General features: G+C 52.8%; 23 protein-coding genes. 13 read left to right on the top strand and 10 right to left on the bottom strand.

Annotated features, from left to right (window positions below):
* Positions 1–339: 339 nt before the first annotated feature.
* Together OGY04_RS22205 and greB are read right to left on the bottom strand one after the other, a co-directional pair.
* A complete protein-coding gene (locus OGY04_RS22205; RefSeq protein WP_008786333.1) occupies positions 340–2,673 on the bottom strand; it encodes a Tex family protein in 2,334 nt (777 codons plus the stop codon).
* Positions 2,674–2,771: 98 nt separating this feature from the next.
* Positions 2,772–3,245 carry a transcription elongation factor GreB gene (greB, locus tag OGY04_RS22200; protein WP_003023524.1) on the bottom strand — a complete coding sequence of 158 codons (474 nt, stop codon included), beginning with the start codon at positions 3,243–3,245 and terminating at the stop codon, positions 2,772–2,774.
* Between the two features lie 225 nt (positions 3,246–3,470).
* Between greB and ompR the strand changes: the two genes are divergently transcribed.
* On the top strand, positions 3,471–4,190 hold the full coding sequence (gene ompR / locus OGY04_RS22195) for an osmolarity response regulator transcription factor OmpR (RefSeq protein WP_001157751.1): 720 nt from the start codon (positions 3,471–3,473) through the stop codon (positions 4,188–4,190).
* A complete protein-coding gene (gene envZ / locus OGY04_RS22190; protein ID WP_003827658.1) occupies positions 4,187–5,539 on the top strand; it encodes a two-component system sensor histidine kinase EnvZ in 1,353 nt (450 codons plus the stop codon). Before ompR ends, envZ begins: the two co-directional genes overlap by 4 nt.
* A gap of 58 nt (positions 5,540–5,597) precedes the next feature.
* On the opposite strand, the gene nadS is transcribed toward envZ, so the two are convergent.
* The 3 genes from nadS to pckA form a co-directional block, all read right to left on the bottom strand.
* Positions 5,598–5,894: a NadS family protein gene (gene nadS, locus OGY04_RS22185; RefSeq protein WP_048236945.1), complete on the bottom strand. Its 297-nt coding sequence runs from the start codon at positions 5,892–5,894 to the stop codon at positions 5,598–5,600.
* 52 nt (positions 5,895–5,946) lie between these two features.
* A complete protein-coding gene (locus OGY04_RS22180) occupies positions 5,947–6,264 on the bottom strand; it encodes a type II toxin-antitoxin system RelE/ParE family toxin (RefSeq protein ID WP_047408175.1) in 318 nt (105 codons plus the stop codon).
* Between the two features lie 122 nt (positions 6,265–6,386).
* On the bottom strand, positions 6,387–8,009 hold the full coding sequence (gene pckA / locus OGY04_RS22175) for a phosphoenolpyruvate carboxykinase (ATP) (protein ID WP_003023529.1): 1,623 nt from the start codon (positions 8,007–8,009) through the stop codon (positions 6,387–6,389).
* Between the two features lie 378 nt (positions 8,010–8,387).
* On the opposite strand from pckA, the gene OGY04_RS22170 reads away from it, so the two are divergent.
* Entirely contained in the window at positions 8,388–10,106 is a 1,719-nt protein-coding gene (locus OGY04_RS22170; protein WP_286586033.1) for a DUF4153 domain-containing protein, read from the top strand.
* Between the two features lie 109 nt (positions 10,107–10,215).
* Here the strand turns inward: OGY04_RS22170 and hslO are convergent, their stop codons facing one another.
* From hslO to igaA, 4 genes are all read right to left on the bottom strand, one after another.
* Positions 10,216–11,094: an Hsp33 family molecular chaperone HslO gene (gene hslO, locus OGY04_RS22165; RefSeq protein WP_003023531.1), complete on the bottom strand. Its 879-nt coding sequence runs from the start codon at positions 11,092–11,094 to the stop codon at positions 10,216–10,218.
* Positions 11,095–11,118: 24 nt separating this feature from the next.
* Entirely contained in the window at positions 11,119–11,520 is a 402-nt protein-coding gene (hslR, locus tag OGY04_RS22160) for a ribosome-associated heat shock protein Hsp15 (RefSeq protein WP_003837900.1), read from the bottom strand.
* 10 nt (positions 11,521–11,530) lie between these two features.
* Positions 11,531–12,199 carry a GMP/IMP nucleotidase gene (gene yrfG / locus OGY04_RS22155; protein WP_016157638.1) on the bottom strand — a complete coding sequence of 223 codons (669 nt, stop codon included), beginning with the start codon at positions 12,197–12,199 and terminating at the stop codon, positions 11,531–11,533.
* 62 nt (positions 12,200–12,261) lie between these two features.
* Positions 12,262–14,397, bottom strand: coding sequence for an intracellular growth attenuator protein IgaA (gene igaA / locus OGY04_RS22150; protein ID WP_032945218.1), 2,136 nt, complete (start codon positions 14,395–14,397; stop codon positions 12,262–12,264).
* 322 nt (positions 14,398–14,719) lie between these two features.
* Between igaA and nudE the strand changes: the two genes are divergently transcribed.
* Complete coding sequence (nudE, locus tag OGY04_RS22145; protein ID WP_048236942.1) at positions 14,720–15,280, top strand: ADP compounds hydrolase NudE; 561 nt, start codon at positions 14,720–14,722, stop codon at positions 15,278–15,280.
* Between the two features lie 105 nt (positions 15,281–15,385).
* Here nudE and mrcA read toward each other — a convergent pair whose 3' ends face one another.
* Positions 15,386–17,938, bottom strand: coding sequence for a peptidoglycan glycosyltransferase/peptidoglycan DD-transpeptidase MrcA (gene mrcA, locus OGY04_RS22140; protein ID WP_003827669.1), 2,553 nt, complete (start codon positions 17,936–17,938; stop codon positions 15,386–15,388).
* Between the two features lie 120 nt (positions 17,939–18,058).
* Between mrcA and OGY04_RS22135 the strand changes: the two genes are divergently transcribed.
* The 9 genes from OGY04_RS22135 (at position 18,059) to dam (ending at position 25,793) form a co-directional block, all read left to right on the top strand.
* A complete protein-coding gene (locus OGY04_RS22135) occupies positions 18,059–18,841 on the top strand; it encodes a type IV pilus biogenesis protein PilM (protein ID WP_167820477.1) in 783 nt (260 codons plus the stop codon).
* Positions 18,838–19,377, top strand: a complete 540-nt coding sequence (locus OGY04_RS22130) for a PilN domain-containing protein (RefSeq protein ID WP_153752102.1) — start codon at positions 18,838–18,840, stop codon at positions 19,375–19,377. The genes OGY04_RS22135 and OGY04_RS22130 overlap by 4 nt, the downstream gene beginning before the upstream one ends.
* Positions 19,361–19,816, top strand: a complete 456-nt coding sequence (locus OGY04_RS22125) for a HofO family protein (protein WP_153752103.1) — start codon at positions 19,361–19,363, stop codon at positions 19,814–19,816. Before OGY04_RS22130 ends, OGY04_RS22125 begins: the two co-directional genes overlap by 17 nt.
* Positions 19,806–20,219 (top strand): HofP DNA utilization family protein, encoded by a 414-nt coding sequence (locus OGY04_RS22120; RefSeq protein WP_057067153.1) that lies wholly within the window; start codon positions 19,806–19,808, stop codon positions 20,217–20,219. Before OGY04_RS22125 ends, OGY04_RS22120 begins: the two co-directional genes overlap by 11 nt.
* Positions 20,122–21,369, top strand: a complete 1,248-nt coding sequence (gene hofQ, locus OGY04_RS22115; RefSeq protein ID WP_286586032.1) for a DNA uptake porin HofQ — start codon at positions 20,122–20,124, stop codon at positions 21,367–21,369. The genes OGY04_RS22120 and hofQ overlap by 98 nt, the downstream gene beginning before the upstream one ends.
* A 404-nt stretch (positions 21,370–21,773) precedes the next feature.
* Positions 21,774–22,295: a shikimate kinase AroK gene (aroK, locus tag OGY04_RS22110; RefSeq protein WP_003023552.1), complete on the top strand. Its 522-nt coding sequence runs from the start codon at positions 21,774–21,776 to the stop codon at positions 22,293–22,295.
* A 57-nt stretch (positions 22,296–22,352) separates the two neighbouring features.
* Positions 22,353–23,441, top strand: a complete 1,089-nt coding sequence (gene aroB / locus OGY04_RS22105; RefSeq protein ID WP_286586031.1) for a 3-dehydroquinate synthase — start codon at positions 22,353–22,355, stop codon at positions 23,439–23,441.
* A gap of 96 nt (positions 23,442–23,537) precedes the next feature.
* Positions 23,538–24,842 (top strand): cell division protein DamX, encoded by a 1,305-nt coding sequence (gene damX / locus OGY04_RS22100; RefSeq protein ID WP_286586030.1) that lies wholly within the window; start codon positions 23,538–23,540, stop codon positions 24,840–24,842.
* Between the two features lie 117 nt (positions 24,843–24,959).
* On the top strand, positions 24,960–25,793 hold the full coding sequence (dam, locus tag OGY04_RS22095; RefSeq protein ID WP_286586029.1) for an adenine-specific DNA-methyltransferase: 834 nt from the start codon (positions 24,960–24,962) through the stop codon (positions 25,791–25,793).
* Position 25,794: the final 1 nt, after the last annotated feature.

Here is a 25,794-nt window from a genome sequence, read left to right as displayed (position 1 = left end):
AAATAATCAACAAATCAATGATAATGAGAATGGTTTCTATCATCAATAGAATAAATGTGACGGAATGTACAATTGGATAATAATTTGAGCCAATTTTGATATTCCTCAATATTTATTCTGGTTGGAAACGAGTGATTCGCGGAAGTAATTATTGGGGATCTTAATGTTTAATTAAGGTTTCATCTGTTAATGAAGTGATAAATATATTGTGGTGCAAAGCGGGGCATGGATTAAATATGCCGGATGGCGTCGCTCATGCGTCTTATCCGGCCTGCAAATTAATTGCGATAACCTGGCCGGACAGGGCGTTTACACCACCATCCGGCACAGGGTTTAAACTTAGCGTTTTTTACCCATCGCCGCCGCCAACGCATCCATCATCGCGCTGTTGCCTGCAGGCTGTGCGTCACGGCCACGCGGTTTCGCCGCTTTTGGTGCCGGGCGATTACCCTGAGCGCGATCGTTATTCCCGCCGCCGCGACGCGCATTGGTTTCACCCGGCTGCTCGTCCAGACGCATGGTCAGCGCGATACGCTTACGTTGCAGGTCCACTTCCAGCACTTTCACCTTCACAATGTCTCCTGCTTTCACCACGGTGTGCGGATCTTCGACGAACTTATTCGACAGCGAAGAGATATGCACCAGACCATCCTGATGAACGCCGATATCAACAAACGCGCCGAAGTTGGTGACGTTGGTGACTGCCCCTTCCAGAATCATTCCCGGCAGCAGATCGTTCATGGTTTCTACACCATCGGCAAACTGCGCGGTTTTAAATTCAGGACGCGGATCGCGGCCCGGTTTTTCCAGCTCTTTGATGATGTCGGTGACGGTCGGCACCCCGAAGCGTTCGTCGGTAAAATCAGCGGCTTTCAGATTACGCAGTTCGCTGCTGTTACCCATCAGGTCACGCAACGATTGCTCGGTGGCGGCCAGAATGCGTTCCACAACCGGATAAGCTTCCGGGTGAACGGTTGAGGCATCCAGCGGGTTATCGCCGTGGTTGATACGCAGGAAGCCCGCGCACTGTTCAAAGGCTTTAGGCCCAAGACGGCTGACTTTTAACAGTTGCTGACGGTTCTGGAATTGACCGTTCTCATCGCGCCAGGCAACGATATTCTGCGCCATCATGCGCGTCAGACCAGCAACACGGGTCAGCAGCGGTACGGAGGCGGTATTCAGATCGACGCCGACGGCGTTCACGCAGTCTTCCACCACCGCATCCAGCTTACGCGCCAACTGAGTCTGGCTTACGTCGTGCTGATACTGGCCCACGCCGATAGATTTCGGATCGATTTTCACCAGCTCAGCCAGCGGATCCTGCAGACGACGGGCGATAGACACCGCGCCACGCAGAGATACGTCGAGGTCCGGGAACTCCAGCGCCGCCAGTTCGGATGCGGAGTAAACCGACGCGCCGGCTTCACTGACGATCACTTTCTGCGCGGTCACTTGCGGGAACTGCTTTTGCACGTCGAGGAAGAAACGCTCGGTTTCGCGCGACGCCGTACCGTTACCAATCGCCACCAGTTCAACGTTGTGTTTTTCACACAGCGCCGCAACGGCAACGGCGGCTTTGGCGGCCTGACCGGTATGCGGATAAATGGTGTCGGTCGCGACCAGCTTGCCGGTACCGTCAACCACTGCCACTTTTACACCGGTACGCAGACCTGGATCGAGGCCCATGGTGGCGCGCAGCCCGGCCGGAGCGGCCATCAGCAGGTCATGCAGGTTACGGGCAAAGACGTTGATAGCTTCATCTTCCGCACGTTCGCGCACGGTACCCATCAGCTCCGTTTCGAGGTGCATCAGCACCTTGATGCGCCACGTCCAGCTAACCACGCCTTTACGCCAGCTGTCTGCTGGGGCGTTGTTCAGGCGTAGTCCCAGGTGATCCCGGATAATCTGCTCGCCGTGGCTCTCTTTTGGTGGCTCATCGAATTGCGGATCGGCATTCAGTGAAAGTTGCAACACGCCTTCGTTACGGCCACGGAACATGGCCAGCGCACGGTGGGATGGCACGGTAGAAATCGGTTCGTGGTGATCAAAGTAGTCGCGGAACTTAGCGCCTTCCTCTTCTTTACCGCTTACCACGGTGGCGACCAGGTGGGCGTTTTTCCACAAATAATCACGTACTTTCGCCAGCAGAGCAGCGTCTTCAGCGAAGCGCTCCATTAGAATGTAGCGCGCGCCGTCGAGGGCGGCTTTGGTATCCGCCACGCCGTTTTCGGCGTTGAGATATTTTGCGGCTTCCGTTTCCGGGTCGTGAGACGGTTCGTTCCACAACAGGTCTGCCAGCGGCTCCAGTCCGGCCTCAATGGCGATCTGCCCACGGGTGCGGCGCTTAGGTTTGTACGGCAGATAGAGGTCTTCGAGTTCGGTCTTACTTAACGTGCCGTTGATCGCTTTCGCCAGATCGTCGGTCAGTTTGCCTTGCTCGCCGATAGATTTCAGGATTGCCTGACGGCGGTCTTCCAGTTCACGCAGATATCCCAGACGGGTTTCCAGATTACGCAGTTGCGTATCGTCCAGACCGCCGGTGATTTCCTTACGATATCGTGCGATAAACGGCACGGTGTTCCCTTCGTCAAGCAGGCGAACGGCAGCTTCTACCTGTTCAGCACGAGCCTGAATTTCACCTGCGATAATGCGGCAGAAAGAATCATTCATCATGGATAGCTTCGTCTATAGGATAAAAAATCAGGGGATAGTTATACGGATTGACTGGCAAAAATGCCAGCCATCTGCCGGGGCTTCGGATTGTTCCGGTCTCACTTCACGTATTCAATCTCATTCACGTACCAGCTGGCTTCGCCACCTGGGGTGTTTACTACTGCGAGATCGCCGACCTCTTTTTTCAATAGCGCCCGCGCCATTGGTGAGTCGATTGAGATGTAATCCTTACGACCGAAGATCTCATCGTAGCCAACAATACGGAATTTGCGGATGTCGCCATCGTCATTTTCAATCTCAACCCATGCGCCAAAGAAGACTTTGCCTTCCTGCTGCGGGGAGTAATCGACGATTTTTAGATTCTCCATGCACTTGGTCAAATAACGGACGCGGCGGTCGATCTCACGCAGGCGCTTTTTATTATACTGGTAGTCGGCATTTTCGCTGCGGTCACCCAGACTTGCGGCCCAGGTAACTTTTTTGGTGACTTCCGGGCGCTCTTCACGCCAGAGATAATTCAGCTCTTGTTTAAGTTTTTCATACCCTTCACGGGTTATCAGGGGCGTTTTCATCTTATTGTTTTACCTTCGACTCTGTGATGATGCGCACAATTAGTATTACGTGAGCATATCAACAGAATAAATAATGTATTGCGAGAAACATTGTATACTTAAGCTGCTGTTTAATATGCTTTGTAACAATTTAGCCTGGAATTCATACCAGAATTCGCTGGTGACTCACGTTAGCTTTCTTAAGAATATACACTTAATTGTTGCGAACCTTTGGGAGTAATAACAATGCAAGAGAACTATAAGATTCTGGTGGTCGATGACGACATGCGCTTGCGTGCGCTTCTGGAGCGTTATCTGACCGAGCAGGGCTTCCAGGTTCGAAGCGTCGCAAACGCTGAGCAGATGGATCGTCTGCTGACCCGTGAGTCCTTTCACCTGATGGTGCTGGATTTAATGCTGCCGGGAGAAGATGGCCTGTCTATTTGCCGTCGCCTGCGCAGCCAGAGCAACCCGATGCCGATCATTATGGTCACAGCGAAGGGTGAAGAAGTTGACCGTATCGTAGGGCTGGAAATCGGTGCCGACGATTACATCCCGAAACCGTTTAACCCGCGTGAGCTGCTGGCACGTATTCGCGCAGTCCTGCGTCGTCAGGCGAATGAACTGCCGGGCGCACCTTCTCAGGAAGAAGCGGTTATCGCTTTTGGTAAGTTCAAACTGAACCTCGGTACGCGTGAAATGTTCCGCGAAGATGAGCCGATGCCGCTCACCAGCGGGGAATTTGCGGTACTGAAAGCGCTGGTAAGCCACCCGCGCGAGCCGCTGTCCCGCGACAAGCTGATGAACCTCGCCCGTGGTCGTGAATATTCCGCGATGGAACGTTCTATCGACGTCCAGATCTCCCGTCTGCGCCGCATGGTGGAAGAAGATCCGGCTCATCCACGCTACATTCAGACCGTATGGGGTTTGGGCTACGTCTTTGTTCCGGACGGTTCTAAAGCATGAGGCGAATGCGCTTCTCACCACGAAGTTCGTTTGCCCGCACGTTGTTGCTCATCGTCACCTTGCTGTTTGCCAGCCTGGTGACGACATACCTGGTAGTGCTGAACTTCGCGATTCTGCCGAGCCTCCAGCAGTTTAATAAGGTCCTGGCGTACGAAGTTCGTATGCTGATGACCGATAAACTGCAACTGGAGGACGGTACGCAACTGGTGGTGCCGCCCGCATTCCGCCGGGAAATTTATCGTGAGCTGGGTATTTCCCTCTATTCCAACGAGGCTGCTGAAGAGGCCGGACTGCGTTGGGCACAACACTATGAATTCTTAAGCCATCAGATGGCGCAGCAGCTGGGTGGCCCAACGGAAGTCCGCGTTGAGGTCAACAAAAGCTCGCCGGTCGTGTGGCTGAAAACCTGGCTGTCGCCCAATATCTGGGTACGCGTGCCGCTTACAGAAATTCATCAGGGTGACTTCTCGCCGCTGTTCCGCTATACGCTAGCGATTATGCTGCTGGCTATCGGTGGGGCGTGGCTGTTTATCCGTATCCAGAACCGGCCATTGGTGGATCTTGAACATGCGGCGCTGCAGGTGGGGAAAGGTATCATTCCGCCGCCGTTGCGTGAGTATGGCGCTTCAGAGGTGCGCTCCGTAACCCGAGCCTTTAACCATATGGCCGCGGGCGTGAAGCAGCTGGCCGATGACCGTACGCTGTTAATGGCGGGCGTGAGCCACGATTTACGTACCCCGCTGACGCGTATTCGTCTGGCGACGGAAATGATGGGCGAAGAGGACGGTTATCTTGCGGAGTCCATCAATAAGGACATCGAAGAGTGTAACGCCATCATCGAGCAGTTCATCGATTACCTGCGTACCGGTCAGGAGATGCCAATGGAGATGGCAGATCTGAACTCGGTGCTGGGTGAAGTGGTGGCGGCAGAAAGCGGCTACGAACGTGAAATCGAAACTGCGCTGCTGCCGGGCAGCATTCAGGTGAAGATGCACCCGCTGTCGATCAAGCGTGCGGTTGCCAATATGGTGGTTAACGCCGCCCGCTACGGCAACGGCTGGATTAAGGTTAGTAGCGGAATGGAGCAGCATCGCGCCTGGTTCCAGGTAGAAGATGATGGTCCGGGCATCAAGCCGGAGCAGCGTAAGCACCTGTTCCAGCCGTTTGTCCGCGGTGACAGCGCGCGCAGTACCAGCGGTACGGGCCTGGGACTGGCGATTGTGCAGCGTATTATTGATAACCATAACGGTATGCTGGAGATTGGTACCAGTGAACGCGGTGGGTTGTCGATTCGTGCATGGCTTCCGGTTCCCTTCACTCGCGCGCCGGGCAACACGAAAGACGCATAACAAAGGGAGGCAAAATGCCTCCCTTTTTGTTTGCGGGATAGGCCGTAAAATAACGGACTTAAATTGCTTTTAATTGATTAATTATAAAAGGATTTCTTTGAATTAATAAAAGCAGTTTTCTGGGTGCTCCTGTGGGCTGGCGTCGTTTCGTTTCCCAGCTTTTAACCAGGTCATAACTCACGCCAACGGCGATGGCAAAATCCTGTTGGCGTAACCCTGTTGCTTCGCGGATGGCTTTAACATCAATTTCGCTAAAGGTATGTACATGTTCAGGCTTAGGTGTTTCTTCACCTTTCTCTATACGCACCATTTCTTCTGCACTGGCCAGCAAATCGGCAAATAATTCGTCTTTCATTTTGGCCTCACCACACCGGATAGCGGTGTCCTGATGATTAAAATTCCCATGATTAAATCAGCATATTGGATAAGTGCATTAAAACTCTTTTTTGCTCTTCGGTTAAATCATCCTGTTCATTTTTAGGATAGAGCAAAGCGAGATAGATTCGACCTTTGCGCGTCACGTTGTAATAAATAACCCTAATACCGCTGCGTTTGCCCATACCAGAGCGGCTCCAGCGAATTTTTCTGAATCCACCTGTACCAGCGATAGTATCTCCAGCCTCAGGGTTCTCTATAAGCGTCTCTTGAAAGGCGCGAAACTCATCGTCAGGCAAAAGTAACGGACGGCGTTTACTAAATCCTTGTAGCTCAATAAATGTGAACATAGCGCGTCCTGCGCATGGGATTGATAGTACAGATTATAGGTGTACGGAGTACATTTTAAAAGATAGACATAATAAAAAACCCCTTATCCTCTCGGATAAGGGGCTATATAACGAATCAAAAATTACAGCTTCGGTCCGGCGCTAACCAGCGCTTCACCTGCAGGGGTATCGGTATATTTCTCGAAGTTCTCGATAAACAGCTTCGCCAGCGCATTGGCTTTTTCCTGCCACTGCTCCGGAGACGCGTAGGTATTCCGCGGATCGAGAATGCGAGTGTCCACGCCCGGCAACTCGGTCGGGATAGCCAGGTCAAACATCGGCAGACGGAAAGTTTCCGCGTCATCCAGCGAACCGTTCAGGATGGCGTCGATAATCGCACGGGTATCTTTGATAGAGATACGCTTGCCGGTACCGTTCCAGCCTGTGTTAACCAGATACGCCTGTGCACCTGCCGCCTGCATACGTTTCACCAGCACTTCTGCGTACTGCGTTGGGTGCAGAGACAGGAATGCTGCACCGAAGCAGGCAGAGAAGGTTGGGGTCGGTTCGGTGACGCCGCGTTCGGTACCGGCCAGTTTGGCGGTGAAGCCAGACAGGAAGTGGTACTGCGTTTGGTCTGCCGTCAGGCGAGAAACCGGCGGCAGCACGCCAAATGCGTCGGCAGTCAGGAAGATCACTTTGGTAGCATGACCCGCTTTTGACACCGGCTTAACGATATTATCGATGTGATAAATCGGGTAGGAAACGCGGGTGTTCTCAGTTTTTGAACCATCATCGAAATCGATGGAACCATCTTCGCGCACGGTGACGTTTTCCAGCAGCGCGTCACGACGGATCGCGTTGTAGATTTCCGGCTCAGCATCTTTAGACAGTTTGATGGTCTTCGCATAGCAACCGCCTTCGAAGTTAAACACGCCGTCGTCATCCCAGCCGTGTTCGTCATCGCCAATCAGGCGACGTTTCGGGTCGGTGGACAGCGTGGTTTTACCGGTGCCGGACAGGCCAAAGAAGACTGCCACATCGCCTTTTTCCCCAACGTTTGCCGAGCAGTGCATGGAGGCAATGCCTTTCAGCGGCAGCAGGTAGTTCATTACGGAGAACATACCTTTCTTCATTTCGCCGCCGTACCAGGTACCGCCAATCAACTGGATACGCTCAGTCAGGTTGAAAGCCACGAAGTTTTCGGAGTTCAGCCCCTGCTCTTTCCACTGCGGGTTGGTGCATTTAGCGCCGTTCATCACGATGAAATCAGGTTTGAAATCAACCAGCTCTTCGTCGCTTGGGCGGATGAACATGTTTTTGACAAAATGCGCCTGCCAGGCAACTTCGGTAATGAAGCGCACGGAAAGACGGGTATCGGCGTTAGCGCCGCAGAAAGCATCAATGATAAACAGGCGCTTGCCGGAAAGTTGCTGGGTGACTAATCCTTTCAGATGCTGCCAGGTTTCCGGGGAGAGCGGTTTGTTGTCGTTCTTACCTTTACCTTTGTCGGACCACCACAGCGTGTCGCGCGTGGTGTCGTCACGGACAATGTACTTATCCTTTGGCGAACGTCCGGTAAAGATACCGGTATCAACGGCAACGGCGCCCAGATTCGTTAACACACCACGTTCATAACCTTCCAGGTTTGGATCAAGTTCTTCCTGGAAAAGCGTGTCGTAGTCTGGATTGTAAACGATATCCTGAACGTCATTGATACCATAAGCCTTGAGATCTTGCGGGGTTAAACTGTTGTTCACACGCATTTCACTGCTCCTTAGCCAATATGTATTACCTGGAATAGTAAGGTTTTTTAGGGATTGTTAACCGCGACAAGGCTCATAGATTTACGCATCCGGGAAAATCACGGGCGACCGAATGCGCTGCGACTCCTGTCACAAAGAGGCAGATATTATGGCAGGAAACCCTTTTTTGTTGTGGAAAATGTTCTTAAAACGTTAATGGAGAGTGTTTTTGGCGGGAATCTTGTGAGTGTAATCGCATTCACGTAAGAAATGAATGTGGGATATACATAAACAATATCGATTCACTTCCCGTCGTCGTGGTCTGAAATCGCTCTATCAATGCTCAAAATTGTGAAGTTGATGCGATAATTAGCTTTTCCCTTCATTCTGGATACTGACATGGATAGTGCTGAAATTTCACGTACGACGCGTTGGGGCATGATATTCATCGGCCTGTTGCAGGGGACATTATGCTATCTGCTGATGACATATCTGGCGCCCCATAATGACGGCTGGCTGTTCTATGGCATGCCTGCGACGATTGCGATCACCTCGACACTTTTGCTTACTGTTGTTTCTTTCAAACAACGCGCGCTGTGGTACTGGATGGCGCTGATCTTTGTTGTGGTGCTGGCGATGAGCGTCTGGCTAAAGTGGCAAGTCGAGGACAGTGATAAGTGGCGGCAACATGAAGTTTTTATGTTCTACGGTTGGCGCTTACTGCTGATGGCAATGCTTGCTTTGCCCTGGATTCAGTACTCGCTTCATGTCTCTCGTGAGCAGGCGCGTTACCCGCATTTTTATCGGCAATTGTGGCTTAATGCGTTGACGTTGCTGATTGTCTTTGTCGCCAACGGTTTGTTCTGGCTGGTGCTCCTGCTATGGAGCGAGATGTTTAAGCTGGTCGGTATTCCCTTCTTCAGCACGCTCTTCTTTGATACCGACTGGTTTGGCTATGTGGCCTTTGGTCTGATTACCGCACTGGCAGTGGTACTGGCCCGAACACAGTCGCGTCTGGTCACGGCGGTACAAAAATTACTGACGTTTATCGCCACCGGTCTGTTACCTCTGGTCGCGCTGTTGGCGCTGATGTTCATACTGACCTTACCCTTCACCGGGCTGGAGGCTATTTCGCAACGTGTGTCTGCGGCCGGGTTGATGTCAACGCTGACGCTGCTCCTGTTGCTGTTGATGGCTATCGTGCGTGAACCGCAAAAAGAGGCGTTACCCTATCCAGGCGCGTTACGCTACCTGATCAAATGCTCTCTGATTGTCGCGCCCATCTATATGCTGATTGCCGGTTGGTCACTGTGGGTGCGAATACAGCAGTACGGTTGGACGCCTGAGCGTGTTTATGGCGTGCTGGTGGTCGTGGTACTGCTGGTATGGTCGTTTGGCTATCTGGCCAGCATTTTGCGCCGCGGGCGCAATCCGCTTGAGCTTCAGGGGCCGGTCATTCTTGGCGTTTCGTTGCTGGCATTGGGGCTGTTGGTTCTGCTGTCATCGCCGGTTATTGATGCCTGGCGCATCAGCGTTAACAGCCATATGGGGCTGTATCACAGCGGGAAAATTAAACCGAATCAAGTCAGCCTGTATATGTTGGATCACAGCGGAAAACCGGGGCGCGCAGCGTTGGAAGCATTACAAAAAGATGTGGCGTTTAATCAAGACAGTAAACGCAGACGCGACTTGAATTCTCTGCTGCAAGGGCGCCGGGATCCGGTTAAAGAGCTAAGCGCAACACAGTTAGTATCGAAGGTTGTGATTGCTCCGGGGAGCCAGAAGCCAGACGATGCGTTCTGGGCGTTTGTCAAAACACAGGGGTATCGCATCACCTCTTGTGCTGAGCAGAATGCGTGCGTACTGGTGAGTCAGGACCTCAATGCGGATGGTCATCCTGAGCAGGTGTTATATGCCTTTGGCGATGGGGAGAGTCTGATCTTCGGCATGCAAAAAAACAAATGGGATTTGTTAGCTGTTGCCACGCTACCTGACGGATTCACTAAGGATAAATTGCTGCAGGCGGTAGCGAATCAGCAACTGGGCTCAGCCCCAAGAATCTGGCGGGATATCACTATTGATGGCAAAAGACTGCCGATGACTTATTACACCGAATGAGTGTGTTGCCGACATCGTTTTTGCCGGATGGCAGCGCGAACGTCTTATCAGGCCTACGACAGATTTTCCGTAGGCCTGATAAGCGCCGTGCCATCAGGCAAGACAGTGATTAATGAACCTGTGGATCGGCAGGGGAGGCATTGCTGCGGATCTCAGCAATATCCATGGCGTTAAACAGATAGTGGCTACCGCAGTAATCGCAGTGCATATCGATCTCGCCTTCTTCCGCCAGAATGCTGTCCACTTCTTCGTCCGGCAACGTTTTCAGTGCGCCTGCGCAGCGTTCGCGTGAACAGGTGCATTTGAACTCAACGTCCTGCGGATCGTAGAGAGTAACCTCTTCTTCGTGGTACAGGCGCCACAGCACTTCGTTGGCCGGCAGCGTCAGCAGCTCTTCGGCTTTGATGGTTTCGGTCAGGGCTGTCAGGTGATCGAAATCATCTGCCTGCGCGTTTTGCGCCGGCATTACCTGCAGCAGCATTCCGCCAGCAGCGGGTTTGCCATCAACGTCGCCAGTGCGGATGAACAGGCGTGTCGGCAGCTGTTCAGAACGCATGAAGTAATCTTCCAGACACGCTGCCAGCGTGTCACCTTCCAGACCGACCACGCCTTGATAACGCTCGCCTTCTTCCGGGGTAATGGTGATCACCAGGTAACCGTTGCCCACCAGCGTTTTCAGATCGGCATCTTCAGGAATATCACCCTGCATGCGGGCCACACCGCGCATCTGCTGATTGTTGTTGCCGTTGATGACGGCCAGGCTCAGCGGACCATCACCCTGCAACTGCACAGTGATATCACCGGCAAATTTCAGCGTGGCGGTGAGCAGGCTGGTGGCAACCAGCAGCTCAGCCAGTACGTTTTTGACCGGTTGCGGGTAAGTATGATTTTCGAGGATCTGTTGCAGGGTTTCCGATACGGTCACCAGCTCGCCGCGCACGGCAAAGTTTTCAAACAGATAACGATGTAATTGGTCATGTTGCGGCATAATCATCTCTCTTGCAGGTGACAGTCACTCGCTGTCGCCGTGTTTAAATCGTAACAGGTCGCGGCGCTCTTTCTTGTCCGGTCGTCTGTCCGGGTGCGGCATGGTTAACGCGTTAAGTTTACGCGCCAGCGCCATTTTTTCGCGTTTTTCCACGCTTTCCGCGGTTTCTTCATACAGCGTAACGGCTTCCGTTGCCGGGCGACGCTGCTCGGTAATGGCCTTGATAATGACTGTTCGTTCGTCATTTCCCTGGCGAAGGGTGAGGGTGGCGTTCAGCTCGACAATCTTGCTTGGCTTACTGCGCTGGCCGTTGTAGTGCACCTTACCGCCTTCAACCATTTCGCGGGCTAGCGCACGCGTTTTGTAAAAGCGTGCAGCCCACAGCCATTTATCCAGCCTAACTTCAGCAGAGGGCTTTTCTTTCATGGCGTCTCCTTCACATCAGTGAGGGGATCAGTCGGCGGTAGTCATTCAGTGACGGATGGCGTGCGTACTGTTTTTCGGCGATGCCGGAGTCGGGATTGGTCACGCCGAGGCAGTAACGAATACCGTACAGAGCAGCGGCGTCGAGAATGGGTTCGCTGTCGTCAATAAACAACGTCTTCTCTGCACTCATTCCCGTTTCTTCAGCCACAGCGTGCCATAACCGCTGATCCTCTTTGGGATAACCAAATGTGTGGGTGGAAAGTAATAAATCAAGGTGTGAGGCCAGACCGGTATGCTCAAGCTTCACCGCCAGATTATGCGGATGCGCGTTGGTGAGCAAAATGCGGCGCTTGCCGCTGGCTTTTAAGGCATCAAGAAACGGTACGGTATCTTCGCGCAAAACGGCGCGCGGTCCCTGTTCCGTGGTCATGGCGCAAATATCCAGATCCAGGCACTCGCTCCAGTAATCAAGGCAATACCAGTTTAGCGTATGCTGCACGGCATGATACTGCTGACGAATATAGTCCTGAGCTTCCTGAGGAGAGATACCCTGCTTCGCGCCATAGGTTTCCGGCACCAGTTTTTGCCAGAAATAGTTATCGAATGCCAGGTCGAGCAGCGTGCCGTCCATATCTAACAACACGGTGTCGACATCCTGCCAGGCAATATTGATCTGCATGGAAACTCCCCAGAAGAAAACATGATGCGCGACAGGGTAGCATATCCTGTCGCGCGAGCGTGTTATCGAATCAGGCTTTCCGGGTTGTCAATCAGTGTTGGATTGAGGCAACTTTCATAGTAGCTCTGAATTTCCGCGATGCGGGTGCGGTGACGCTGGTAGCGTCTGAATGCCTGTATGCTGTTGTAGATAGCGCATCCGAGCATGGAGAACATCAGCAGCGTCGTGCCAAGGTAGCGCCATAAACCTGAGCGGTCCGGGATACGGTGCAGTCCAATGTGCTGGGTGCCATTGGCGTCAGTCGAAATATTGGTGACGATCCCCTCCGCGCGAAACGGCGTCTGCATTAGCATCTGTGCCAGGCGCTGGAAGGCGTTCCACTGTTCCTGAGGTGGATAGTCATATAGCGAGGTCGTCGGCCACGGCTGATCGACCAGATCGCTGCCTTCATCGCTGATAATCAGGAAACCGCCAGGGGCAGGGCTATTCAGCGCCTGGGCTGCTCGTGCAGTCTCGCGTGAAATAAACGGTGCCGTAGAGGTATTTACCAGATTATCCAGTGACTCTGCGCTTACCGGACGCAGCAGCACGTTCACGCCATCCAGTTTGCCTGCGTTTGCCCGTTTCACCAGCGCGGCCCAGTCTTTACTGTTACCGAGGTTAACCAGCGCATTTTTTAAGCGCACACATTCATCTTTGGCAGCACACAGATCGGCCGTTTTCAGGACAATCTCACCAAAATCGTCCAGTAATACCATGCCGGACTTTTGGATTGCTGAGCGTAGCGATGCGCTGACGCGAGAGTCATCGTCAGGTTTGGGATGCAGCTGACGGCTCACGGCCTGTGTGAGCGCGGTAGCCTTGTTCACCAGGTCAGACTCAGGCAGCGGCAATGCGCGCGCGTCATTCCAGATAATTTGCGAGCAATCGAAAGGCATAAACGGCGTGGCAGGCTGCGCATTCCAGCTTCCTTGGGTATGAATGTTACACATACCCGTACCACTCAGGTGCAGCGTGTCACCCACGCGAACGCCCGCGTTTTCGAGCTGTTTAACGCTGGTAGCTTCGATAGTTTGCGCGCCCTTCATCCAGGAGAGCGTGACCTTTATCGGCATATCCAGCGGGATCCAAAACAGCAGCATCAGCAGTACCAGCAACGAGCCGCCTGCGATGACGGCGTTGCGCAGCCAGTGCTGTAACGGGAAGTTTTTCACTTCATCGTGCAGAGATAAAAAACGCCCCTGGCGGGCAACGTGGCGATCGAGATAAATATCGATATCCGTTTGCTGGCCAAGGTCTTGGGCGATGTAAGGTTGCCAGTGAGGTGGGTAGATCAGATCAATAATACCCAGCGAGATATTATTAATTTGTTCCTGGTCGTTTTCGCCAAATAACCCCCAGCGACGTGGCGTACCGCGCAGACAATGAATTTCCCGCAGGGCGCTTTTGGACGGCGGGGCGAACAATCCCCACAGACCCGCAGCTAACAGCAACACCGCGCCACCAACTGCCCACGGAACAAACGTATTCGGGATAACCAAACAGAAAAAGAACAGCAGGAATGAGGCGGTTATCAGTAACGCCTCGCGCAATCCCGAAGGGCGGCTGAGCGCATATTCTTCATGGGTTTCCTGGCGAATATTCAGCAGTTCAATCTGCTCACTTTCTTCACCACGAATGGACGCCTGGGTAGAAGCGGTGTGCTGTAACGCATAACCTCGCGCTTCCTGCATATATTCCTGCAGCGTATGGCCGTTCAACGAGATAACCAGCGGTATCGTATTGGTGTGGATTATCTCAACGCTGTTTTCGTCGTTGATGTATTGTTCCCAGAAAGGGGGAAGATGTACCTCAACGGAATCAAGATAGTAGCGCCATTTGTTAGGATCGTCGGTGGTAATGCCGTAACGTGTAATCGAACGAGTAAGCACGATGACGCTATTACTTTGGGCATTCAACGTTAATGAGACCGGTGCAGCACTGGCTCCTGTGGGACCGGGTACTTGCTGAATTTGACTAAGGCTTTCGAGATAGTTTTCGACTGCGCTGCGTTCTTCAGGTGTGAGTTTACGTTTCGAGGCGTCTGAGAAGACGCTGCTCAAGGGTAAATTTTTCTGCCTGGATTTTGATTTGAGTAGCCATCCTGCAAGCAATGAGCAGGCCAGCAAAGCAGCTAAAAAAATCAGAATGGTGCTCATGCTTTCCCCATCTTACTTAGTCTGTCAGGCGTGGTCAGTCGCACCCTGTTCAATATTCGTGATTCTGTGGTTGGCTATCGGCAAGTGTGGAGTCGAACTTGAGCATCTTTAAGTACAGCCCAGTAAATGCGAATCATAGCAAAATCACCAAAAATGGAATATCAGCAAATTCCTGGAGTTATTTCAACCTATTGACTTTTAATTTGAAATAGGGATTAACTTTTAGTACGTTACATAAATGTAAATAAACGGCAATTCACATTGCCGAAACCGTGCGGTATATCGCACAATAACCCCAGATTTCACAGCAAAGATCCTCACAATGAGCAAATCATTACAGAAACCCACGATTTTGAAAGTGGAAACCATCGCCCAATCCCGGCTGTTTAAGGTCGAAAGCGTGGACCTTGAGTTCAGCAATGGCGTACGCCGCGTTTATGAACGTATGCGTCCATCCACGCGTGAAGCGGTAATGATTGTGCCGATTGTTGACGACCATCTGATCCTTATTCGCGAATACGCGGTCGGGACCGAGTCCTACGAACTGGGTTTTTCCAAGGGATTAATCGATCCTGGCGAAAGCGTGTTTGAGGCGGCGAATCGGGAGCTGAAAGAAGAGGTGGGGTTTGGCGCAAAAGATCTGACGTTTTTAAAGAAACTCAGCATGGCGCCATCTTATTTCTCCAGCAAGATGAACATCGTGGTGGCAGAGGACTTATATCCTGAATCGCTGGAGGGTGATGAACCCGAGCCATTACCGCAGGTGCGCTGGCCGCTGGCGCATTTGATGGACCTGCTGGAAGATCCTGATTTTCATGAAGCACGTAATGTCAGTGCGCTGTTCCTCGTCCGTGAATGGCTGAAAGGGCAGGGACGGCTTTAATTACGATTGCCAACTGATACCTTATCCAGCCTACAAAATTCCGGAAGATCAAATAATTGTACCGAAATTGTAGGCCGGATAAGCGAAGCGCCATCCGGCAATCGATCAGAACAGTTCGTGTGTCTCACCATTATCGATAATGGTTGTCCCTACCTCGTGTACCGCCTGCTGCGTTGGCTGAGTACCTTCAATGAAATACTCTGCACGGCTGTTACCGCCGCTCGCCAGTTGACCGGTACTGCGATCGATATTGACCGTCACGATACCCGGTGGTGGCGTCAGCGGCTGTTCAGGCACACCTTCCAGCACGGATTTCATGTAAGCATCCCATGCAGGCTGTGCACTCTTCGCACCGCCTTCGTAGCCGGAGATTTGGTCTTTGATCGCGCCGGAAGCCGTTGTATGACCAAGGTTGCGGCGATGGTCATCAAAGCCGATCCATACCGACGTTACTACCCCTGGTCCGTAACCGGAGAACCACGCATCTTTAGAGCTGTTGGTAGTCCCGGTTTTCCCGCCGATATCATGACGCTGTAAATCGCGACCTGCTCGCCATCCGGTTCCCATCCAGCCTGGTTCACCAAAGATATTGGTGTTCAGCGCGCTTTTAATCAGGAAGGCCAGCGGCGTGTTGATCACGTGCGGAGCGTACTCTTGTGTGCCGCTTTGCGCGACCAGAGCCTGGTTTGCCTGCTCAAGTTGCGGCATAGGCACGGCGGCATTCTGCTGTTCCTGCGAGACGGCGACATCTTCTACGTTACTGTTTTCCAGCACATTAGATTTCTGGGTATCGCCATATATCACCGGAATATCGCATTCCGGGCAGGCAATTTTCGGCTTCGCTTCGAAGATAACGCCGCCCATATCGCTTTCGATCTTACTGATGAAATACGGATCGACCAGGAAGCCGCCGTTAGACATCACCGCGTAACCACGCGCCACCTGCAACGGCGTGAACGAAGCCGAACCCAGCGCCAGTGACTCGGTATGCACAATGTTCTGTGCCGGGAAACCGAAACGTTGCAGATACTCTGCCGCGTAATCCACGCCCATGGCGCGCATGGCGCGTACCATCACCACGTTTTTCGACTGACCCAGCCCCTGACGTAAGCGGATAGGACCGGCGTACTGCGGCGGGGAGTTCTTCGGCTGCCAGTCGGAACCAGCACCGGCATCCCAGCGGGAGATCGGCACGTCGTTGAGCATGCTCGCCAGCGTCAGACCTTTATCCATTGCGGCAGTATACAGGAATGGCTTGATGTTGGAGCCCACCTGGCGTAACGCCTGGGTTGCACGGTTAAACTTGCTCTGGTTGAAGTCAAAACCACCAACCAGCGCCAGCACCGCGCCGTTTTGCGGATTGATGGAGACCAGGGCGGAGTTGACATCCGGCACTTGCGCCAGCCACCAGGCATCGCCCACCTGGCGTACCCAGATTTGCTGGCCAGTCTGTACTACGTCGGTCACTTTACGCGGCGTTGGGCCTTGTTGAGTATCCGAACGGTAAGGACGCGCCCAGCGCATACCATCCATCCGTAATGACACTGATGTACCATCCGCCAGCGCGGCAATGGCTTCCTGTGGATTGGCGCTGGTAACAACCGCCGGCAGCAGGGGGCCATAAGTCGGCAGCGCTTTCAGCGTATCGGTAATTTTCTTGCTGTCCCAACTGCTTTCGCCCACTTTCCATAGCACGTTCGACGGGCCGCGGTAGCCGTGGCGCATGTCGTAATCCATCACGTTGTTACGTACTGCCTGCTGAGCTGCCTGCTGTACTTTGCGCGTAATGGTGGTGGTGATGCGATACCCGTCTTCATAGGCTTTCTCGCCATAACGGTTATACATCTCCTGGCGCACCATTTCAGACAGATACGGTGCAGAGAAAGCGATTTCCGGCGCGTGGTAGTTGGCGTCAATGGCCTCGCCGCGCGCCTGATCGTACTGGGCTTGCGTGATGTAGTTTTCGCTCAACATACGCGACAGTACAACGTTACGTCGCGCGGTTGCACGGTCCATCGAATAGAGCGGGTTGAAGGTTGACGGCGCTTTTGGCAGACCGGCAATCACCGCAATTTCACTTAAGCTGAGTTGATCCACCGTCTTACCGAAATAGACCTGCGCGGCAGCACCCACGCCATAGGCGCGATACCCCAGATAGATCTTGTTCAGATACAGTTCGAGGATCTCATCTTTACTCAGCAGTTGCTCAATGCGGATCGCCAGGAACACTTCTTTGATCTTACGCATCAGCGTACGTTCCGGGCTCAGGAAGAAGTTTCTCGCCAACTGTTGGGTAATGGTACTCGCCCCTTGCGACGCGTGACCAGAGAACAATGCGACGCTGGCCGCACGGAAGATCCCCACCGGGTCTACCCCATGGTGCTCATAAAAGCGGCTGTCTTCTGTGGCGATAAAGGCTTTAACCATTACCGGCGGCATCTGATCCAGCGTGACCGGGATTCGACGTTTCTCGCCATATTGCGCGATTAGCTCGCCGTCAGCGCTGTAAACCTGCATCGGGATCTGTAAACGCACATCTTTGAGCGTCGCGACGTCAGGCAATTGCGGCTCAATATAGCGATAAAGGCCATAAATCGAGCCTGCTCCCAGCAGGATGCAACATACTGCAAGGATTAATAAATACTTTACGAACTTCACTGGAGATTTCCCATTTAGTGGCATTTGGGCAGTTTATAAACAAACGCGCGGTAGTATAAAGGCAAGCCAGACGCATTGATATACCCGTTAAAGCGACGGGTGATAAGGAGATCATCAGCAATGGCTTTCAATATCTGGAAAATTGGTCTGCATATTCAGCAACATGAAGCGCTGGCTGTCGCTATCGTTCGCGAAGCATCAGGTTGGTATCTGCAACGCTGGTGGCGTATACCGCTGACGCCTCAGGCTATCGTCGATGGCCACATTCGCGAGCCTGAACAGCTGGTCGCCGCGCTGCTGCCGTGGAGCCGGGAGCTTCCTCGCCGACACCATATTCATCTCTCTTTTCCCGCCAACAGGACGTTACAAAAAAAGTTTCCTCGTCCGACAATGACGTTACGCGAGCCAGAGCAAACCGCATGGTTGTCCGGTTCGATGGCGCGTGAACTCGATATGGCGCCGGATGCGCTGCATTTTGATTATAGCGAAGACACGTTGAGCCCGGCATTTAACGTCACTGCTGCGCAAAGCAAAGAGATTTCAGCGCTTCTGACGCTTATCCAAACGTTGAAGGTACACGTTACGGCGATTACGCCGGATGCCAGCGCGTTACAGCGATTTATTCCCTTCTTGCCAGAACATCAGCAGTGTCTGGTATGGCGTGATGATCCTCAGTGGTTATGGGCGACCCGTTCGGTATGGGGACGTAAATCAACGGGCGATATTGGCAGTATCGATGAGCTTGCCACGACATTATCTCTTCCCCCGACAGCCATTGCGCAATGCTCCCCTGGCGGCTTCGATCCTTTGAGCGCCGTGTCTGTACGCCAGCCGCCCATTCCAACGCAAAGTCATCACTTCGCCATTGCGCTGGGACTCGCTATGGGAGGCTCGTACCGATGATAGCGACCATTAATCTTCTGCCCTGGCGTCAGACTCGGCGTTACGCTTGCCTGCGCTTCTGGGGCATCTTATTTAGCGCTTCGCTACTGCTTAGTATTGGCGTGTTGTTGCGCTACTACAGCGTGTTGAGTGTAGAAAATCGGGCTGAATTGTTGCTGGCAGATGCCGAAAAGACGCGTGTCGAGGCCTTAATGGCGCTAAAGCCGCGTATGCAGCAGCGCCAGCAACGATGGCAACAGGTGCAGGCACGGAGCAAACAGCGTGAGCAGACCCGAAGCTGGCAGTCGGTTTTGCAAGAGCTGGCGGAATTACTGCCTGAGCAGGCGTGGTTAACAAAAATGACCTGGCAGCAGGGCTCGCTGGAACTGACGGGAAACACGCTGAACTTTGCCGCGCTGAAGGCGCTGGAAGCGCAATTACGCCAGCAACCATTGTTTCAGTTGAGCTGCCCCGGTGAAACGCAGCAGGATGCGCAGGGACGCTGGCAATTCCACTATCGACTGACACGGAGCGGTGCGCATGATAACGCTCTGTGATGTCTGGTTAGCGCAGTCGCCGCGCTTTCGACTCATCTGCTGGTGCGGCTGGATGTTGGGGCTACTCATACTGGTGACGTTATGTATTTATCCCGTAGCGCGGGAGCGGACGATGCAACGCGAGACGCTGGTCCAGCAACGGGCAGCTATTCAGATGCAATGGCGAGATGTCTATCTGTTAGCGGCATCACCAGCAGAGCCGGAAGAGAAACTGACCCTGTTCTCTCCACTACTGTTTCAGACTTCACTTACTCGTCTTATCCACTGGCAACCCTCTGCGCAAGGCGGAGAGATGGCGCTGATATCGGCCTGGGATGCTATCCCGCAGACGTTTGTCCAGTTGGCGGATCAGGGGATGAACGTCAGCCGATTTTCGCTTAGCGCAGAAGACACGGAGCTGCTGCTAACGCTACAGCTGGAGCGTCTGAATGACGGTTGAACGCTGGCTGTTGATATGCGTAAGCGTACTGATGCTCACCGGTATGCGTAATCCCTTCCTGCCGCCGGAGGACCGTTGCCAAATTGCTGAGCTGTCGACATGGCGTTTTCAGGGCATGGTGAGCCAGGGCACGCGACCCATTGGCATCGTTCAGGATAGCCAGAAAAAATGGCGGCGGGTTAAGCCAAATGACGTCCTGAAAAACGGTTGGACGATTACGCAGATAACGGCCCAGAACATAACCCTCGGCACAGAAAAAAACTGCGAACCGCCGCGGTGGCAGTGGCAACGACAAGGAGCGGTAAATGAAGCGATGGATAGCGTGGATAGTAATAGCGCTGGCGGTCGGGATAACGAGCGCACTGGCGACGAAACCGCAAAACGTGACGCTGGTGGTCGATGATGTGCCGGTTACGCAAGTATTGCAGGCGCTGGCTGAACAGGAACAGAAAAACCTGGTGGTTTCGCCAGATGTCAGCGGTGTGCTGTCGCTGCATTTGACGGATGTCCCCTGGAAGCAGGCATTGCAGACGGTGGTAAAAAGTGCCGGACTGGTATTACGCCAGGAGGGAAACATCCTGCATGTACATTCTGTTCAATGGCAGAGTGAAAATGCGGCCCGCCAGGACAATGAACAGGCGCGGATTCAGGCCAGTATGCCGCTGGAGCAGCGCAGCATTATTTTGCACTATGCCGATGCTGCCGAGCTGGCAAAAGCAGGAGAAAAGCTGCTCAGTGCCAAGGGAAGCATGACGGTGGATAAACGGACCAACCGCTTACTGCTGCGTGATAATAGCGTTGCGCTTAACACCCTGGAAAAGTGGGTATCGGAAATGGATTTGCCGGTTGCCCAGGTCGAACTGGCGGCGCATATCGTGACTATTAATGAAAAAAGTTTGCGCGAGCTGGGAGTGAAGTGGTCGCTGGCTGACGCACAACACTCGGGGGCGGTTGGGAATGTCACGACGCTCGCCAGCGACCTTTCTGTAGCCACCGCCACATCCCGTGTGGGATTTAACATTGGCCGTATTAACGGTCGTTTACTGGAACTGGAGTTGTCTGCGCTGGAGCAAAAACAGCAGTTGGATATCATCGCCAGTCCACGATTACTGGCATCTCACCTGCAACCTGCCAGTATTAAGCAGGGCAGTGAGATCCCTTATCAGGTCTCCAGCGGTGAAAGCGGTGCGACATCCGTCGAGTTCAAGGAAGCGGTACTGGGGATGGAGGTAACACCAACGGTGTTGCAGAAAGGGAGAATCAGGCTGAAACTGCATATCAGCCAGAATTTTCCCGGACAGGTTCTACAGCAGGCAGATGGCGAAGTGCTGGCTATCGACAAGCAGGAGATTGAAACTCAGGTCGAGGTAAAAAGCGGCGAGACGATTGCGCTTGGCGGGATTTTTTCACATAAGAATAAATCCGCAGCCGACAGCGTGCCGCTATTAGGCGACATTCCCTGGCTTGGCTCTCTTTTTCGCCATGATGGTAAAGAAGACGAACGGCGCGAATTAGTGGTCTTTATTACGCCCAGACTGGTTTCAACGGAATAACTTATGCATGAAAAGCCGTTGTTTTTGCACTGAACACGTTTCAGGGATTTGACGTGAGGGTGTATTTAGCATACAAGGAGTACCGATTTGAGCGTCGGTACTTTTCTTTACTTATGCGGCAGTGAATACGCTTTGCCTTTCCGGTGGTGTGCCATAGGCTTATTGGGTGTCATTTGACTGCGCGATACGTCGCCAGGTCTGATGTTTGCAGGGTAGCATGCCTGCCACGACCAGAAATGCGTTAGGTTTGGTGATTTATTCAGTTGCCAAACCCGCTTGAGTATTGAGATAATTTTCAGTCTGACTCTCGCAATATCTTATGAGGTTTCAGTTCATGTCCTGCTGCGCTGGGTGTCTGCGAAGCGGGTTTACCATTAACGAATAGTCTTAGTAGTACCGAAAAAATGGCAGAGAAACGCAATATCTTTCTGGTTGGGCCTATGGGTGCCGGAAAAAGCACTATTGGGCGCCAGTTAGCTCAACAACTCAATATGGAATTTTACGATTCTGATCAAGAGATTGAGAAACGAACCGGAGCTGATGTGGGCTGGGTCTTCGATGTAGAAGGTGAAGACGGCTTCCGTGATCGCGAAGAAAAAGTCATCAACGAGTTGACGGAAAAACAGGGTATTGTGCTGGCAACTGGCGGTGGCTCTGTAAAATCACGTGAAACACGTAACCGTCTTTCCGCGCGTGGCGTCGTGGTCTATCTTGAAACGACAATTGAAAAACAACTTGCACGTACTCAACGTGACAAGAAACGCCCGCTGCTGCAGGTAGAATCACCGCCTCGTGAAGTTCTGGAAGCGTTGGCTGACGAACGCAATCCTCTGTACGAAGAGATTGCTGACGTGACCATTCGCACCGACGATCAGAGCGCAAAAGTCGTAGCAAACCAGATTATTCATATGTTGGAAAGCAACTAATTCTGGCTGAATACACACTCGTCTGCGGGTACAAGTAACTAAGGTGGATGTCGCGTAATGGAGAGGATCACAGTCACTCTCGGGGAACGTAGTTACCCTATCACCATCGCGGCTGGTTTGTTCAATGAGCCAGCTTCATTCTTACCGCTGAAATCGGGCGATCAGGTTATGTTGGTGACCAACGAAACCCTGGCTCCCCTTTATCTCGATAAGGTTCGCGGCGTACTTGAACAGGCGGGTGTTAACGTTGATAGCGTTATCCTTCCCGATGGCGAGCAGTATAAAAGCCTGACGGTTCTGGATACGGTTTTCACCGCGTTACTGCAAAAACCGCATGGTCGTGATACCACGTTAGTTGCCCTTGGCGGCGGCGTGATTGGCGATCTGACCGGTTTTGCGGCAGCCAGCTATCAACGTGGTGTTCGTTTTATTCAAGTCCCGACAACTCTGTTGTCGCAGGTCGACTCCTCCGTTGGCGGCAAAACCGCCGTAAACCATCCCCTCGGTAAAAACATGATTGGCGCGTTTTACCAACCGGCCTCCGTGGTGGTGGATCTCGATTGTCTGAAAACGCTTCCTGCGCGTGAGCTGACATCGGGGCTGGCGGAAGTGATCAAATACGGCATCATTCTTGACGGCGAATTTTTCAGCTGGCTGGAAAACAATCTGGATGCGTTACTGCGCCTGGATGGTCCGGCAATGGCGTACTGTATCCGTCGTTGTTGTGAGCTGAAAGCAGAAGTTGTCGCAGCAGACGAGCGTGAAATGGGCTTACGTGCTTTACTGAATCTGGGACACACGTTTGGCCATGCGATCGAAGCTGAAATGGGTTATGGCAATTGGTTACATGGTGAAGCAGTCGCAGCAGGTATGGTAATGGCTGCCCGTACGTCAGAACGTTTGGGTCAGTTCACCTCCGCTGATACGCAGCGCATCATTACGCTGTTACAGCGAGCAGGCTTACCGGTGAATGGGCCGCGTGAAATGTCCACCGAGGCTTATCTGCCGCACATGCTGCGAGATAAAAAAGTGTTAGCGGGAGAGATTCGTTTGGTGCTTCCGCGAGCGATAGGGAAGAGTGAAGTGCGCGGCGGAGTGTCGCACGAGGTGGTTCTTAACGCTATTGCTGATTGCCAGCAGGCGTAACAACAAGAAAGGTCAGGCTTACGTTGCGAAACGTAGGTCTTTTAGCTTCAGGTTATGTGCAAAGTCGTAAGCATTAACCTTTGAGTGGGGTGTTAAATGGATGAATTCAAACCAGAAGACGAGCTGAAACCCGATCCCAGCGATCGTCGTACTGGTCGTTCTCGTCAATCGTCTGAACGCGATAATGAGCCGCAAATCAATTTTGATGATGTTGATCTGGATGCTGACGATCGCCGTCCTGCACGTGCACGCAAAGAGCGTGAAGAAGAGCAGGACATTGAAGAAGAGTATGAATCTGATGACGATGCCGTGGATGAAGAGCGTGTAGAACGTCGTCCGCGCAAGCGTAAGAAAGCCGCCAGCAAACCTGCCTCCCGCCAATACATGATGATGGGTGTGGGTGTTCTGGTACTGCTGTTGCTGATTATCGGCATTGGTTCTGCGCTGAAAGCCCCCTCATCTTCTTCCAATGAGCAGGCAGCATCTGGTGAGAAGAGCATCGATCTTTCTGGCAGCAATGCAACGGATCAGGCGAGCGCAACGACACCTGCAACGGGCACTGAGCAGACCGCTGGCAATACCCAGCAGGATGTTTCCCTGCCACCGATTTCCTCTACCCCGACTCAAGGTCAGGCACCTGCGGCAACCGAAGGCCAGCAGCGTGTTGAAGTGCAGGGCGATTTGAACAATGCTCTGACACAACCACAGGGTCAGGAGCAGGTTAACAACGCAGTGGTTAACTCTACGCTGCCGACCGAACCTGCGACCGTTGCGCCGATGCGTAATGGTAATGCTGCGCGCCAGACGGCGAAAACGGAAACGACTGAGCGTCCTGCTGCTACGCGCCAGGAACGTAAACAGGCCGTTATTGAGCCGAAGAGCAAACCGCAAACTACGGTGAAAGCGACGCCGACAGAGCCGAAACCTGTTGTTCAGGCAAAACCAACCGTAACTGCTACCGCGCCGACCACCACAACTAAAGCACCTGTGGTAACCGCTACGCCGAAAGCGACCGCTGAGCCGAAAGCAACTGCGACGCCAACGCAGACCGCAACGCCTGCGCCAACGGCGACAGCAACAACGACAACGCCTGTTGCTGGCGGAGCGAAAAGCGCAGGTAATGTTGGAGCGTTAAAATCTGCGCCGTCCAGCCATTACACGCTGCAGCTCAGCAGTTCTTCTAACTACGACAACCTGAACGGTTGGGCGAAGAAAGAAAACCTGAAGAACTACGTGGTGTACCAGACGACGCGTAACGGTCAACCGTGGTATGTTCTGGTGACAGGCGTGTATGCGTCTAAAGAAGACGCGAAACGTGCAGTGTCTACGTTACCCGCTGATATTCAGGCGAAAAACCCGTGGGCAAAACCGCTGCATCAGGTTCAGGCCGATTTGAAGTAAGATAGGATATGTTCTGCAATGGTTTGATGTTTCGCCCAATTGCGGGACAAAGACTAAAGCGCAGGATGCTGTCGGAGCTTTCTCCACAGCCGGAGAAGGTGTAATTAGTTAGTCAGCATGAAAAAAAATCGCGCTTTTTTGAAATGGGCAGGGGGGAAATACCCCCTGCTTGATGATATCAAACGGCATTTACCTCAGGGTGAGTGCCTGATTGAACCTTTCGTGGGTGCCGGGTCGGTGTTTCTCAACACCGACTTTTCTCGTTATATTCTTGCCGATATCAACAGCGACCTTATCAGTCTCTATAACATCGTGAAGACGCGTACCGATGAGTATGTGCAGGCTTCGCGTGAGCTGTTTATGCCTGAAACCAATCAGGCTGAGGTGTACTATCGGTTCAGAGAAGAATTTAATGCCAGCGAGGATCCGTTCCGCAGAGCGGTACTGTTCTTGTATCTGAACCGCTTTGGTTACAACGGATTGTGCCGTTATAACCTGCGCGGCGAGTTTAACGTCCCGTTTGGGCGTTATAAAAAACCTTACTTCCCGGAAGCCGAGTTGTACCATTTTGCTGAGAAAGCGCAGAATGCGGAGTTCCATTGCCTCTCCTATGAAGAGTGCATGAACCGTGCGGATAGCAACTCTGTGGTCTATTGTGACCCGCCTTATGCACCGCTTTCGGCGACGGCAAATTTCACTGCGTATCACACCAACAGCTTTAGCCCGAAAGAGCAGGCGCATTTGGCCGAGATGGCAGAAAAGCTGGTCAGTAAGCAGATCCCGGTGTTAATTTCGAACCACGATACGCCCGATACCCGTGAATGGTACCGAGCGGCGAAACATTTTCAGGTCAAAGTGCGGCGCAGCATAAGCAGCAATGGCGGCACGCGTAAAAAGGTGAACGAACTGCTGGCACTGTATAAACCAGGAGTCGTAACGCCTGCGAAGTAAT

Origin of the sequence: Citrobacter sp. Cpo091 (genome assembly GCF_030332645.1) — a bacterium.
Taxonomy (GTDB): Bacteria; Pseudomonadota; Gammaproteobacteria; order Enterobacterales; family Enterobacteriaceae; genus Citrobacter; species Citrobacter portucalensis.
Note: the sequence above shows the minus strand (reverse complement) of the source record. Positions and strands in the feature narration are given on the sequence as shown.